Annotated in this window: 13 protein-coding genes; 3 read left to right on the top strand and 10 right to left on the bottom strand. The window is 71.1% G+C overall.

What is annotated here, in order from left to right:
* Nucleotides 1-311 (top strand): hypothetical protein (locus ADL05_RS31855; protein WP_231640815.1); only part of this gene is annotated, 311 nt, incomplete at its 5' end.
* Nucleotides 312-792: 481 nt separating this feature from the next.
* Here ADL05_RS31855 and rdgB read toward each other — a convergent pair.
* The 6 genes from rdgB to ADL05_RS19005 all read right to left on the bottom strand — a co-directional run bounded on the left by rdgB (nt 793) and on the right by ADL05_RS19005 (nt 5,281).
* Nucleotides 793-1,398 carry an RdgB/HAM1 family non-canonical purine NTP pyrophosphatase gene (gene rdgB / locus ADL05_RS19030; protein WP_053618349.1) on the bottom strand — a complete coding sequence of 202 codons (606 nt, stop codon included), beginning with the start codon at nt 1,396-1,398 and terminating at the stop codon, nt 793-795.
* A gap of 56 nt (nt 1,399-1,454) precedes the next feature.
* Nucleotides 1,455-2,174: a ribonuclease PH gene (gene rph, locus ADL05_RS19025; RefSeq protein WP_082376568.1), complete on the bottom strand. Its 720-nt coding sequence runs from the start codon at nt 2,172-2,174 to the stop codon at nt 1,455-1,457.
* Between the two features lie 102 nt (nt 2,175-2,276).
* Nucleotides 2,277-3,029, bottom strand: coding sequence for an MBL fold metallo-hydrolase (locus ADL05_RS19020; protein ID WP_053618338.1), 753 nt, complete (start codon nt 3,027-3,029; stop codon nt 2,277-2,279).
* A gap of 468 nt (nt 3,030-3,497) precedes the next feature.
* Nucleotides 3,498-4,445, bottom strand: coding sequence for a PLP-dependent cysteine synthase family protein (locus ADL05_RS19015; RefSeq protein WP_053618337.1), 948 nt, complete (start codon nt 4,443-4,445; stop codon nt 3,498-3,500).
* Between the two features lie 33 nt (nt 4,446-4,478).
* Nucleotides 4,479-4,757: a MoaD family protein gene (locus tag ADL05_RS19010; RefSeq protein ID WP_053618336.1), complete on the bottom strand. Its 279-nt coding sequence runs from the start codon at nt 4,755-4,757 to the stop codon at nt 4,479-4,481.
* 95 nt (nt 4,758-4,852) lie between these two features.
* Nucleotides 4,853-5,281: a Mov34/MPN/PAD-1 family protein gene (locus ADL05_RS19005; protein WP_053618335.1), complete on the bottom strand. Its 429-nt coding sequence runs from the start codon at nt 5,279-5,281 to the stop codon at nt 4,853-4,855.
* Between the two features lie 147 nt (nt 5,282-5,428).
* Between ADL05_RS19005 and ADL05_RS19000 the strand changes: the two genes are divergently transcribed.
* Entirely contained in the window at nt 5,429-6,730 is a 1,302-nt protein-coding gene (locus ADL05_RS19000) for a nicotinate phosphoribosyltransferase (protein ID WP_053618334.1), read from the top strand.
* Nucleotides 6,731-6,779: 49 nt separating this feature from the next.
* Here the strand turns inward: ADL05_RS19000 and ADL05_RS18995 are convergent, their stop codons facing one another.
* Nucleotides 6,780-7,214 carry a hypothetical protein gene (locus ADL05_RS18995; RefSeq protein ID WP_053618333.1) on the bottom strand — a complete coding sequence of 145 codons (435 nt, stop codon included), beginning with the start codon at nt 7,212-7,214 and terminating at the stop codon, nt 6,780-6,782.
* Nucleotides 7,215-7,360: 146 nt separating this feature from the next.
* Between ADL05_RS18995 and ADL05_RS18990 the strand changes: the two genes are divergently transcribed.
* The gene (locus ADL05_RS18990) at nt 7,361-7,933 is read left to right on the top strand and encodes an isochorismatase family protein (protein WP_053618332.1); all 573 of its coding nucleotides are present in this window, start codon (nt 7,361-7,363) and stop codon (nt 7,931-7,933) included.
* A gap of 152 nt (nt 7,934-8,085) precedes the next feature.
* Here ADL05_RS18990 and ADL05_RS18985 read toward each other — a convergent pair whose 3' ends face one another.
* The 3 genes from ADL05_RS18985 to ADL05_RS18975 all read right to left on the bottom strand — a co-directional run bounded on the left by ADL05_RS18985 (nt 8,086) and on the right by ADL05_RS18975 (nt 12,047).
* Nucleotides 8,086-9,093 (bottom strand): tryptophan--tRNA ligase, encoded by a 1,008-nt coding sequence (locus ADL05_RS18985; protein ID WP_053618331.1) that lies wholly within the window; start codon nt 9,091-9,093, stop codon nt 8,086-8,088.
* Nucleotides 9,094-9,219: 126 nt separating this feature from the next.
* On the bottom strand, nt 9,220-10,248 hold the full coding sequence (locus ADL05_RS18980) for a zinc metalloprotease (protein ID WP_231640814.1): 1,029 nt from the start codon (nt 10,246-10,248) through the stop codon (nt 9,220-9,222).
* A gap of 77 nt (nt 10,249-10,325) precedes the next feature.
* Nucleotides 10,326-12,047: a DEAD/DEAH box helicase gene (locus tag ADL05_RS18975; RefSeq protein WP_053618329.1), complete on the bottom strand. Its 1,722-nt coding sequence runs from the start codon at nt 12,045-12,047 to the stop codon at nt 10,326-10,328.
* Nucleotides 12,048-12,089: the final 42 nt, after the last annotated feature.

The following is a 12,089-nucleotide window of genomic DNA, read 5'->3' as shown; positions in this document are numbered from 1 at the left end:
GGGGCCAAAACAAACATGGCTTAAAGAAAATCAAACACGCGCTGTTGAGTTCTCAAGAAACAACCGCTCATCCCGTACAAGCCCCCGACCGTTTCACCGACCGGTGTGCTCTTCCGTGGAAGGCTGCCTGCGTTTCCACCGCCAGTGCGGTGTGGACGCTTCGTTATGTCTTTACTTTATCAGGTGTTCCGTGCCCCGCCAAATCGGCGGTTTCGGAGCAATTGATCGGGGTAAAGCCCGTTCCGCTTCCTCGCCCGGGCGAATTCGCCCGGCTCTCGAAGCAACTCCCCGAGCCTACCCGAACCGCATGAGTGCTCGGACCGGTAAGGCCGGAAGTGGAGATGATGTCGCTTGTACCGAAGAGGCCGGTCCGGTGCTGAGCTCGACCCTGAGGGCCGCTCGCCGTTCCGTGGCGACTCGGTGGAGTCTAGACAACAGACCCGGCGGCGTCAAACCGTCCGTACGGCGAGGAGACCTCGTCGCGGGGACGTTCCGCGTTGTCAGTCCTGTGAGGGACAGGTCCGCGGAGTGACGCCTCCGGGCTACTCGATCCCCTGCCGGGGACCGGGTGTCTAGTGTCTAGCGAGATGTGCTTGTCAGACATGGGTGGTCCTCCCCCACGCGTCCGGGGCCCAAACACATCCGGGAGGATTTTTCTGGCGGGCTCTCCGCGTCCGTCCCGGCCGCACCCGCCACCCCTGTCACACGGACCTCCCGCCCTGCCACGGGCCTCCCGGGACCCCGCCCGCGCACGGGTCCCGGGAGGGTGTCACGCCGCACCGGCTCCGCCGGTCAGATCATCTCCGCGAGGTCGCCGGCGAGCTTGCGGAAGGCGATGCCCCGGTGGCTGATCGCGTTCTTCTCCTCCGGGGACAGCTCGGCGGTGGTCCTGGTCTCCCCCTCGGGCACGAAGACGGGGTCGTAGCCGAACCCGTGCTCGCCCCGCCGCTCGGTGATGACCCGACCGCGGAGCACGCCCTCGGCGACCACCTCCGTCCCGTCCGGCATCACGAGGACCGCGGCGCACACGAACTGCGCGCCCCTGCGCTCGGCCGGGGTGTCCGCCAGCTGGTCCAGGACCAGGTCGAGGTTGGCGCGGTCGCGGTCCCGCCCGCCGAACCGCCCCGCCCAGCGCGCGGACAGGACACCGGGCATGCCCCGGAGTTCGTCCACGCTCAGACCGGAGTCGTCGGCCACGGCCGGCAGGTTGGTGTGGGCGGCGATCGCCCGGGCCTTGAGCAGCGCGTTGCCGATGAACGTCGGTTCGGTCTCCGGTACGTCCGGCGCGTCCGGGAAGGCGTCGAGCCCGAGCACCTCCGCGGTCACCCCCGCCTCCGCGAGGATGGCCCGCATCTCCGGGACCTTCTTGGCGTTGCGCGTCGCCAGAACGATCTTCACCGTTCCCCCTTCACGCGGAACAACGCCGATCCGGTGGCCGACGCTGTTCGTCGCGGTCACTCCGACAGAGCCTTCTTCTGGATGGCGGTCAGTTCCTCGCAGCCGCCGGCCGCCAGGTCGAGGAGCTGGTTGAGCAGGTCGCGGTCGAACGGCTCGCCCTCGGCGGTGCCCTGCACCTCCACGAAGCGGCCGTCACCGGTCAGCACGACGTTCATGTCGGTCTGGGCGACCGAGTCCTCCAGGTAGTTCAGGTCCAGGCGCGGCTGGCCCTGGACCACGCCGACGCTGACCGCCGCCAGCGATCCGGTGAGCGGGTTGTTCTTGAGTTTGCGGCGCTTGCGCAGCCACTTCATCGCGTCCGCCATGGCGACGTAGGCGCCGGTGATGGCGGCGGTCCGGGTGCCGCCGTCGGCCTGGAGCACGTCGCAGTCCAGGGTGATGGTGTGCTCGCCCATCGCCTTGAAATCGACGACCGCGCGCAGGGAGCGGCCGACGAGGCGGGAGATCTCGTGGGTGCGGCCGCCGATCTTGCCGCGCACGGACTCGCGGGCACCGCGGGTGTCGGTGGCGCGGGGCAGCATCGCGTACTCGGCGGTGACCCACCCCTCGCCGGTGCCCCGGCGCCAGCGGGGCACACCGTCCTCGACGGTGGCGGCGCACAGCACGCGGGTGTCCCCGAACTCGATGAGCACGGAGCCTTCCGCCTGGCGGAGCCAGTTGCGGGTGATGGTCACAGGGCGGAGTTGGGTCGGAACACGTCCGTCAGGTCGGGCCATGCCATCGAGCGTATATCCGCGGGCGTCCGCCCGGTGCGGGAGCCGGGAAGTCGTCGGCGCGCACTCCGGCCCGCCGGAGGTCCGTCCCCGGTCCGGACCCGGTCAGACTCCGACGGCGTGCACCTGTCCGCTGCGCGCGAGGTCGATGGGGCCGCCGTAGGTGGAACGCGCCTCGGTGAGCGTGACCTCGTCGTCGTTCCAGGGCACCAGGTGGGTGAGCAGCAGCTTGCGGGCGCGTGCGCGGCGCGCGTGGTCGCCCGCCTCGCTGCCGGTCAGGTGCATGTCCTTCGGGTGCTCCACGTGGTCGTGGAAGGCGGCCTCGCACAGGAACAGGTCCGTGTCGGCGGCCAGGTCCACGAGGGAGTCGCAGGCGCCGGTGTCCCCGGAGTAGGTCAGGCTCGACCCCTCGTGCTCCAGGCGGATGCCGAAGGCGTCCACCGGGTGGTTGACGGTGTCGACGCGCGCGGAGAAGGGGCCCAGCTCGAAGGTGCCCGGGGTGAGTTCGTGGAAGTCGAAGACCTCGGTCATGCCGGGGTCCGGGTCGAGCCCGTAGGCCTCGGCCACCCGCTGCGCGACGCCCTTGGGGCCGTACACGGGGATGCGCGGTTTGGGTCCGCCCGGCGGGAACATGCGGGCCACCCAGTACGAGCACAGGTCGAAGCAGTGGTCGGCGTGCAGGTGGCTCAGGTAGACGGCGTCGACCGAGTAGATGTCGAGGTGCCGCTGCAGTGTGCCGAGGGATCCGTTGCCCATGTCGAGCAGGAGCCGGAACCCTCCGGCCTCCACCAGATAGCAGGAGGCCGGGCTGTCCGGCCCCGGGAAGCTCCCGGAGGACCCGATAATGGTGAGTCGCACGTCGTCGTCGCCTTCTCGATGGGCCGCGCGGCGTCCGTGGCACTCGTCGTCGGACGTGTCCGGGGAGTGCGGATGGCGGCTGGTTCTGCGGATGTCCCGTTGTTACGGGTGTACCCCAATGACCGGCCGGGTGGTACAAAATGTGGCCCGCATCTCAGGCGACGAGGATCACGTGTGAATTTTTCACACACATTGACCATATGTGTCCGGTTCGTTGGGCGCACGTTTCGGTACGCACCTTTCTCGGGCGGGTCCGTCCGACCACGGCGGTTCACCTTCGTCGCGTCCGTCCCTGCGGACTCCCCCTGCACACCCGGCCCACGTCGACTCGGGCCGAGCGGGCACTCCCGTCCCATCCTTCCCACCGCGCACACGCCTCATGCGGGAGGCCGGCACCCCGCGGGGTGCCGGCCTCCTTCCGGTCGGCCGGAACGGTGGCGCCCGGACCGGCCGCCGCTCACTCGTGCCTCAGGCCCAGAGCTGTCCGTCGAGGCGTTCCTCGGCCTCTTCGAGAGTGCCCTCGTAGGCGCCGGTGGACAGGTACTTCCACCCGGCGTCGGCGATGATGAACGCGATGTCGGCGCGCTCTCCCGCCCGCTCCGCCTTGCGGGCCATGCCGAGGGCGGCGTGCAGCGCGCCGCCGGTGGACACGCCCGCGAAGATGCCCTCCTGGTCCAGGAGTTCCCGGGTCCGCTTGAGGGCGGCGTCGGAGGGCACGGAGAAGCGCGTGGTCAGGACCGACTCGTCGTAGAGCTCCGGGACGAAGCCCTCGTCGAGGTTGCGCAGACCGTAGACCAGTTCCCCGTAGCGGGGTTCGGCGGCCACGACCTGCACATCCGGCTTGTGCTCGCGCAGGTACCGGCCGACACCCATCAGCGTGCCGGTGGTGCCCAGCCCCGCGACGAAGTGCGTCATCTCCGGCAGGTCGGCGAGCAGTTCGGGACCGGTGGTCTCGTAGTGGGCGCGGGCGTTGGCCGGGTTGCCGTACTGGTAGAGCATCACCCAGTCGGGGTTCTCCCGGGCCATCTCCTTGGCGACGCGGACCGCCTCGTTGGACCCGCCCGCGGCGTCGGAGAAGTGGACCCGCGCGCCCCACATCGCCAGGAGCTGCTTGCGCTCCGCCGAGGTGTTCTCCGGCATCACACAGACCATCCGGTAGCCGCGCAGCTTGGCGACCATGGCCAGGGAGATGCCGGTGTTGCCCGACGTCGGTTCCAGGATGGTGCAGCCCGGGGAGAGCAGCCCGTCCTTCTCGGCCTGCTCGATCATGAAGAACGCGGCGCGATCCTTGATCGAGCCGGTGGGGTTGCGGTCCTCCAGCTTCGCCCAGATCCGCACGTCCGGCGAGGGCGAGAGCCGCGGCAGCCCGACGAGGGGCGTACCGCCGAGGGAGTCCAGCAGGGAGTCGTAGCGCATGCCAGTCCTAGCTGTGGATGCTGCCGTGGGGAGCTATCGGCTTCCGCCGGCCACGGCCGGCAGGACGGTGACGTTGTCGCCGTCGTTGAGCTTGGCTTCCAGACCGCCGACGAAGCGCACGTCCTCGTCGTTGAGGTAGACGTTGATGAAGCGGCGCAGCTTGCCGTCGTCCACGATGCGCTCGCCGATGCCCGGGTACTTGTTGTCCAGGTCGGTGAACAGCTCGCCGAGCGTGTCGCCCGCGCCCTCGACGACCTTGGCGTCGCCGGTCAGGTTGCGCAGGATGGTGGGGATGCGGACCTCGATGGCCATGAAGGTGTCTCCGTAAGTGTTCGTTGTCGTGCGTACAGTCCCAACAGGGGGTGCGCCGGGCCCATTCCGAGGCGGCGTTCCTGGGGGCGCGGAGGCTACTGCTCGGGGTCGCCCGCGGGCCCGGTGATCTCCACCGGTTCCTCGGTGACCTCGCCCTCGATGATCCGGTAGGAGCGGAACTCGACCGTGTCGGGCTCGCGGGTGGACACGAGTACGTAGTGGGCCTGGGGCCACTGGGCGTAGGTGATGTCGGTGCGCGAGGGGTAGGCCTCGGTCATCGTGTGGGAGTGGTAGATCACCACGAAGTCCTCGTCGCGGTCCCACAGCTGGTCGTAGACCTGCTTGTACTCGGTGGAGTCGAACTCGTAGAACGTGGGCGAGCGCGCCGCGTTCATCATCTCGACAAACCGCTCGGGTCGGTCGGAGCCCTCCGGTCCGGCCACGATCCCGCACGCCTCGTCCGGGTGGTCGCGGCGGGCGTGGGCGACGATCTTGTCGTAGATCGAGCGATCAATGCTGAGCATGCCCCCAGGGTACCCAAGAAGAGATCCCTACCAACCAAATGGGTATTGTTGATTCGCTCCCACTCCGCGGGGTCTCCGGCGCCGGTCCGCGGCTGCGTGGCGTTCGCCACGCCCGCGCCCGGGCGGCGCCGCACTAGGCTCGTCGGCATGAGCGAGGACAGCAGCAGCGCGCTGCTCACCGACCACTACGAACTCACCATGCTCCAGGGCGCCCTGCACAGCGGCGCCGCGAGCCGCAGGTCCGTCTTCGAGATGTTCGCCCGGCGACTCCCCGAGGGGCGCCGGTACGGCGTCGTGGCCGGGACCGGGCGGTTCCTGGAGCTGCTGGAGCGCTTCCGGTTCGGTACCGCCGAGCTGGACTTCCTCTCCGACCACGGAGTCGTGGACGACCCGACGCTGGAGTGGCTGTCACAGTACCGGTTCAGCGGCAACGTGTGGGGCTACGGCGAGGGGGAGACCTACTTCCCGGGCTCCCCGATCCTGGTGGTGGAGGGCTCCTTCGCCGAGGCCGTGCTCCTGGAGACGCTCGCGCTGTCGGTGTACAACCACGACAGCGCGATCGCCTCGGCCGCCTCGCGCATGGTGGTGGCCGCCGGCGACCGGCCGCTGATCGAGATGGGATCGCGCCGCACGCACGAGGAGTCGGCCGTGGCGTCCGCCCGGGCCGCCTACATCGCCGGGTTCGCGACCTCCTCCAACCTGGAGGCCGGGCGCACCTACGGCGTGCCCACGGGCGGTACGGCCGCGCACTCCTTCACCCTGCTGCACGACAGCGAGCGGCACGCCTTCCGGACGCAGGTGGAGTCCATGGGCGCGGGGACGACCCTGTTGGTCGACACCTTCGACGTCGAGCGCGCCGTGCGCACCGCCGTGGAGACGGCCGGTCCGGACCTGGGCGCGGTCCGGCTCGACTCCGGCGACCTGGCCGCGACCGCCGCGCGGGTGCGCAAGGAGCTGGACGGCCTGGGCGCGGTGAACACCCGGATCCTGGTGACCGGCGACCTGGACGAGCACTCGGTACAGGCGCTGGCCGTGGCTCCGGTGAACGGGTACGGCGTGGGGACCTCGCTGGTGACCGGCTCCGGGGCGCCGACGGTGTCGCTGGTGTACAAGCTGGTGGCGCGGGCCCGTTCCCTGGAGCCAAACACGGCGCTGGCGCCGGTGGCCAAGCGCTCGGTCGGCAAGCCCAGCCGGGGCGGCCGCAAGTGGGGGGCGCGCCGGCTCGACGATCGGGGCACGGCCGTGTCCGAGGAGGTCTTCCCCCACGTGCCGCCCGCGGAGACGGGCCTGCGTCCGATGCTGCGCCCGTTGGTGGCCGACGGGGAGGTCGTGGGCCGCGAGACCGCCGCCGACGCCCGGGAGCGGCACCGGGCGGCCCTGGCGGAGCTGCCGGAGGAGGCGCTGCGGATGTCGCGCGGCGAGGCCGCCCTGCCGACCGTCTTCCGCTGAGGCCCCGCCGCTTCGCCGCTGCTCCGGCCGGGCACCCGTGTCAGGAACGTCACGGGGCGCGGTTCACGGGGTCGCGCGCCACGTACCATCCGGACTCGAAGCGCACGTGCAGCCGGTGTCGCACGCCGAAGGCCGCGCCCACCGCCATCGCCGCGGCGGTGCGCACGGCGCTCTCCTCGATGTCGGTCAGGCTGAGCCGGGCCCGCACGATGTCCACCGCCCAGCCGTCCACGGTCGCGCCCAGGGCCCGCGCCAGCCGGACGCCGTCCCGGGCGCCGGTGATCGCGGCCGCGACGAACTCGGCGTCCTCCCGCGGTCCGATCGACGCCCGGTCCTCGGCTGGCACCGCCCAGGCGACCGAGGGAGGGCCGGCCGTCCCGCCCGGCCGCAGCTCGACGCGCACGTGGCCGAAGTATCCCGACCCGTTCCGCTGGCGTCGCAGCGTGTACTCCCCCTCAGGGGGCGGCGTCGGCATGGAGCTCATCTCTCCCCTCCCCTGCCGGGACCGCTCGGGCGCCCGGCGGCGGACCCGGGCCCGGTGTGTCCCGTGCTCTCCGATCATCACACCGGGCCGGAGCCGCCACGCCCGCACAGGGGGCAGACTGGACAGTGAAGGGAAGTGATGCGCAGATGCGAGCACTCATCGTGGTGGACGTACAGAACGACTTCTGTGAGGGCGGGAGCCTGGCCGTGTCCGGCGGTGCAGCCACCGCCGCCGCCGTGACCGACCACGCGCGGAACAACGCCCAGGACTACGGGGCGGTGGTGGCCACCCGGGACTACCACATCGACCCGGGGGCGCACTTCTCCACGGAGCCCGACTACGTCACGAGCTGGCCCGTGCACTGCCAGGCGGGGACCGTGGGCGCGGAGTTCCATCCGGGCTTCGACGCCTCGCTCGCCGACGCGGTGTTCAGCAAGGGCCAGTACTCCGACGGCTACAGCGGCTTCGAGGGCACCGCCGACGACGGCACGGCCCTGGCGGACTGGCTGCGCGAACGCGACGTGGACGAGGTGGACGTGGTGGGCATCGCCACCGACCACTGCGTGCGCGCCACGGCGCTGGACGCGGCCGCCGAGGGGTTCCGGACGCGTGTGCTGCTGGGGCTGACCGCGGGTGTGGGCGCCGCGACCGTGGAGTCGGCGCTGGGGCAGCTCCGCGACGCGGGAGTGGAACTGCGGGGCGAGCCGGTGGTCGCCTGAGGAGCGACGGCCGGGTCCCATCCGCCGACCGGGGCCCGCTCACCGCCGGAGACCGATCCGCGGACGGGGGTCCACCCGCTGCCGCACCGGCCACCGGCCGTGGCCGGCGGCGGACGGGTGTGACCGCTCGTCCGAGCGGCCGTGCGGCCGGGTCAGCCGACGCCGATGGCCGCGCGCACGCGGTCGATGACGGTGCGGGCGCGCTCACGGGCGCGGGCCGATCCGGCGTCCAGGATCGCGTCGATCCGCGCGGGGTCGGCCATCAGTTCCTCGTAGCGGGCGCGCTTGGGCGCGAGTTCGGCGTTGACGGCCTCGAAGAGCTCGTTCTTGAGGTCGCCCCAGCCCATGCCGCCGGCCTCCAGGCGCTTGCGCACGTCGGCGACCTTGTCCTCGTCGGCGAAGTGGGCGAGGAGCTGGAAGGGCACCGACGTGTCGGGGTCCTTGGGGTCCTCCACCGGCGTGGAGTCGGTGGGGATGCGCCGGATGGCCTTCTTGAGCTTGTTCTCCGGCAGGAACAGCGGGATGTGGTTGTCGTAGGACTTGCTCATCTTGCGGCCGTCCACACCCGGCAGGATGCTGGCGTCGCTGTCGTCGATGACGCCCTTGGGCGGCGGGAAGCTGTAGGACGCGCCGAAGCGGTGGTTGAAGTACCCGGCGATGTCGGCGGTGTACTCGATGTGCTGCGACTGGTCGCGGCCGACCGGGACGCGGGTGGCCTCCATGATGAGGATGTCGGCGGCCATGAGGATGGGGTAGTTGTACAGCCCCATGTTGATCCCGGCGTCGAGGTCGGTGATCCCGGCCTCGTTGTTGCGGTCGCGGGCGGCCTTGTAGGCGTGCGCGCGGTTCATGAGGCCCTTGGGGGTCAGGGCGCTCAGGATGGTGGTGAGCTCGAAGGTCTCCGGGACGCTGGACTGCCGGTAGATGACGGTCTGCTCCGGATCGAGCCCGCACGCGAGCCAGGTGGCAGCGCCTGACCGGATGCTGTGGCGGAGCTCGTCGGCGTCCTTGATGGTGTTGAGCGCGTGGTAGTCCGCGATGAAGTAGTACGTGTCGTACTCGCGCGCGGCCGCCAGGGCGGGCTTGATCGCGCCGATGTAGTTGCCCAGGTGGAAGTCACCGGTGGGCTTGATCCCGGTCAGGTAGATGTTCGCTGCCATGCCCCTAGCCTAGCGGCGCCGCCGCCCCCGTCCGCGTGCGCGGCCGGTGGGGACGGCGAGCCGGCCGGCGATCAGGTCCGGGTGCCGGTCGGGGACCGGCACGGCCAGCCATGGGGCGGATCGACGTCATTCTGCGGCGGCTCCTGTCCTTGTGAGCGCGCGCGGGCCGCCGTCGCGGAAGGCCGCCCAGTGCTGGGCCATCCGCTCCGCCTGGCCCGAGGTGAAGGTCGTCATGCAGGCGTCGTCGCTGTAGTTCATGAAGTTGTCGACGGGGTCGAGCCCCCTCCGAATCCGGCAGGTGTCGCGTCCCTCCGGGCAGCCGGTGGCCGGCTCCCGCTCGTAGGGGGTGTCGGACACGTAGTCGCCCGGGGTGTCGCAGCCGTTCTGGAAGGTGTGGAACAGGCCCAGCCAGTGGCCGACCTCGTGGGTGGCAGTGTGGCCCAGGTCGAAGCGCGCGCGGTCGCCGCCCGGCAGGGTGTCGTGGGCGACCACCACCCCGTCCTGCTCGGGGTCGTCCGCGTAGTCCTGCGGGAAGCTGGAGAACCCGAGGAGCCCCGGCCCCAGGTCGGCGGTGTAGATGTTCAGCGTCTCGGGCCCACCCTGGTGCAGCTGTGAGCGGATGGTGCGCCTGTGGTCGTTGAACCGGGAGAACCAGACGTCGTCGGCGGTGCGGGTGATGTCGCTGAGTGTGAAGCGGAAGCCGGTGTCGGTGGACTGGGGGCCGGTGGAGAAGCGGCCGCCGTAGGCGGAGTTGAGGGTCTCGATCTGTTCGCGCACGCGCTCGCCCGAGACCCGGCCCTCCCCGTCCTCGCCGTGGATCACGTGCACCACCACGGGCACCTCCCTCGGCGGGGCGATGTCCTGCGCGCGCAGGGGTTCGAGGGCCTCGCGGAGCTTCTTCTCGTACTCCGCCGCCTGGACGGGGGTCAGTTCCCCTCCCTCGGGGACGAGTCCCGGCAGGCCCGGGTCGCTCAGGCGGGCCTCCAGGCCCGGCGGGCACGGCTCATCCCCGTCCTGGCGCGCGGAGGCCGCGGCACCCGTCGCCGTCGGGGTGGTGTCCGGCAGGCTGGTCGCCACGAGCCCCGTCAGCGCGGCGCCGCACATCACGAGTCCTGACCAGAGCGCGGTGTTCGCGCGAAGACGTCGTCCCATCATCTGACGGACAGTAACGACGCGGTGACGAAGTTCTGACGGGCCGTGCGCGAGCTTGCGAAGTATTTGCCGGAATAACGCTATTTGCGGCCGACCGCCCAGGTGCGGATCTTGGCGATGCGCTCACGGATCTGCGGTGGGGACGCCTGGGCCACCGGCGGTCCCCCGCACGCGCGGCGCAGTTCGTTGTGGATGACCCCGTGCGGCTTGCCCGTGCGGTGGTGCCAGGCGCCCACGAGCCCGCTCAGCTCGCGGCGCAGTTCGGCGACGACCTCGTGCGTGGGCCCCTCGTCCTGCTCGGGCTCGGCCTTGGCCTTGGACTTGCGCTGGTTGGCCTGGATGTCGGCCTTGCGCTTGCGCAGCAGCTGCGAGACCTGCTGGGGGTCGAGCAGCCCCGGCAGCCCCAGGAAGTCCTCCTCCTCGGAGGAGCCCGGCGACCCGCCGTACTCCAGGCCGTCGTAGAGCGCCCGGTCGAACTCCGCCGCCGACTCCATCGTCTCGAACGGCAGCTCCTCCCCCGCGTCGGGGGTGTCGCGCTTCTTGTTGGCCTCCTTGAGGAGGTCCTCCTCCGGGTACTCGTCGTCGGTGGGGGTCCGGTCCAGGACGTGGTCGCGCTCGCGCTCCATCTCGCCCGCGTACTCCAGCAGCGTGGGCACCGAGGGCAGGAACACCGACGCGACCTCGCCGCGCTGGCGCACCCGCACGAAGCGGCCGATGGCCTGGGCGAAGAACAGGGCGGTGCTGGTGGAGGTGGCGTACACGCCCACCATGAGCCGGGGCACGTCCACGCCCTCGGACACCATGCGCACCGCGACCATCCAGCGGTCGTCGCTCGCGGCGAAACGGCTGATCTTGCGGGAGGCGGTGGGGTCGTCGGAGAGCACGACCGTGGCGCCCTTGCCGGTGATCTGCCGCAGGATCCGCGAGTAGGCGCGGGCGTTCTCGTGGTCGCTCGCGATGACCAGGCCGCCCGCGTCCGGGTGGGTCTTGCGCACCTCGGTCAGCCGCCGGTCGGCGGCCTGCAGGACCTTCTTGATCCAATCGCCCTTGGGGTCCAGGGCCGCGCGCCAGGCCTGGGACAGGGCGTCCTGGGTCAGCGGCTCCCCCAGGCGGGCGGCGAGCTCGTCGCCCGCTCGTGTCCGCCAGCGCATCTCACCGGAGTAGGCCATGAAGATGACCGGGCGCACCACCCCGTCCTCCAGGGCGGGCGCGTACCCGTAGCTGTAGTCCCACGAGCAGCGGCGGACCCCGGCGCTGTCCTGGACGTAGTCCACGAACGGGATGGGGTTGACGTCGGACCGGAAGGGCGTGCCGGTCAGCGACAGCCGCCGGGCGGCCGGGTCGAAGGCCTCGCGGGCCGCGTCCCCCCAGGAGAGCGCGTCGCCGGCGTGGTGCACCTCGTCGAAGATGACCAGGGTCCTGCGCGCCTCGGTGCGGTTGCGGTGCAGCATCGGGTGCGCGGCGACCTGCGCGTAGGTGACGGCGACACCGACGTACTGGCGGCCGAGCGCGCCCTGGCCGTTCTTGAAGTCCGGGTCGATGGCGATGCCGAACCGCGCGGCGGCCTCGGCCCACTGCTTCTTGAGGTGCTCGGTGGGGCAGACGATGGTGATCGCGCGGATCCGGTGCTGCTGGAGGAGTTCGCTGGCGAGCGTGAGGGCGAAGGTGGTCTTGCCCGCTCCGGGCGTGGCCACCGCCAGGAAGTCCCGCGGGTCCCTGCGGAAGTACTCCTCGAACGCCTCCCGCTGCCAGGCCCGGAGTCCGCGCAGGCGGTCCTCCATCGTGGTCTGCGTTACCGTCATGCGTCCCGTCCCCCGTTACTCACCTGCTTGAGGGTAGCGGGA

The sequence above is a fragment of the Nocardiopsis sp. NRRL B-16309 genome (assembly GCF_001279585.1).
Lineage (GTDB): Bacteria > Actinomycetota > Actinomycetes > Streptosporangiales > Streptosporangiaceae > Nocardiopsis.
This window is presented reverse-complemented; position numbering and strand designations above follow the sequence as displayed.

Coding starts and splice junctions, on each gene's coding strand:
- rph (WP_082376568.1), bottom strand. CDS start 2,174: ATGGCCCGACCTGACGGACGTGTTCCGACCCAACTCCGCCCTGTGACC.
- ADL05_RS19015 (WP_053618337.1), bottom strand. CDS start 4,445: ATGCGCTACGACTCCCTGCTGGACTCCCTCGGCGGTACGCCCCTCGTC.
- ADL05_RS19010 (WP_053618336.1), bottom strand. CDS start 4,757: ATGGCCATCGAGGTCCGCATCCCCACCATCCTGCGCAACCTGACCGGC.
- ADL05_RS19005 (WP_053618335.1), bottom strand. CDS start 5,281: ATGCTCAGCATTGATCGCTCGATCTACGACAAGATCGTCGCCCACGCC.
- ADL05_RS19000 (WP_053618334.1), top strand. CDS start 5,429: ATGAGCGAGGACAGCAGCAGCGCGCTGCTCACCGACCACTACGAACTC.
- ADL05_RS18995 (WP_053618333.1), bottom strand. CDS start 7,214: ATGAGCTCCATGCCGACGCCGCCCCCTGAGGGGGAGTACACGCTGCGA.
- ADL05_RS18990 (WP_053618332.1), top strand. CDS start 7,361: ATGCGAGCACTCATCGTGGTGGACGTACAGAACGACTTCTGTGAGGGC.
- ADL05_RS18985 (WP_053618331.1), bottom strand. CDS start 9,093: ATGGCAGCGAACATCTACCTGACCGGGATCAAGCCCACCGGTGACTTC.
- ADL05_RS18980 (WP_231640814.1), bottom strand. CDS start 10,248: ATGATGGGACGACGTCTTCGCGCGAACACCGCGCTCTGGTCAGGACTC.
- ADL05_RS18975 (WP_053618329.1), bottom strand. CDS start 12,047: ATGACGGTAACGCAGACCACGATGGAGGACCGCCTGCGCGGACTCCGG.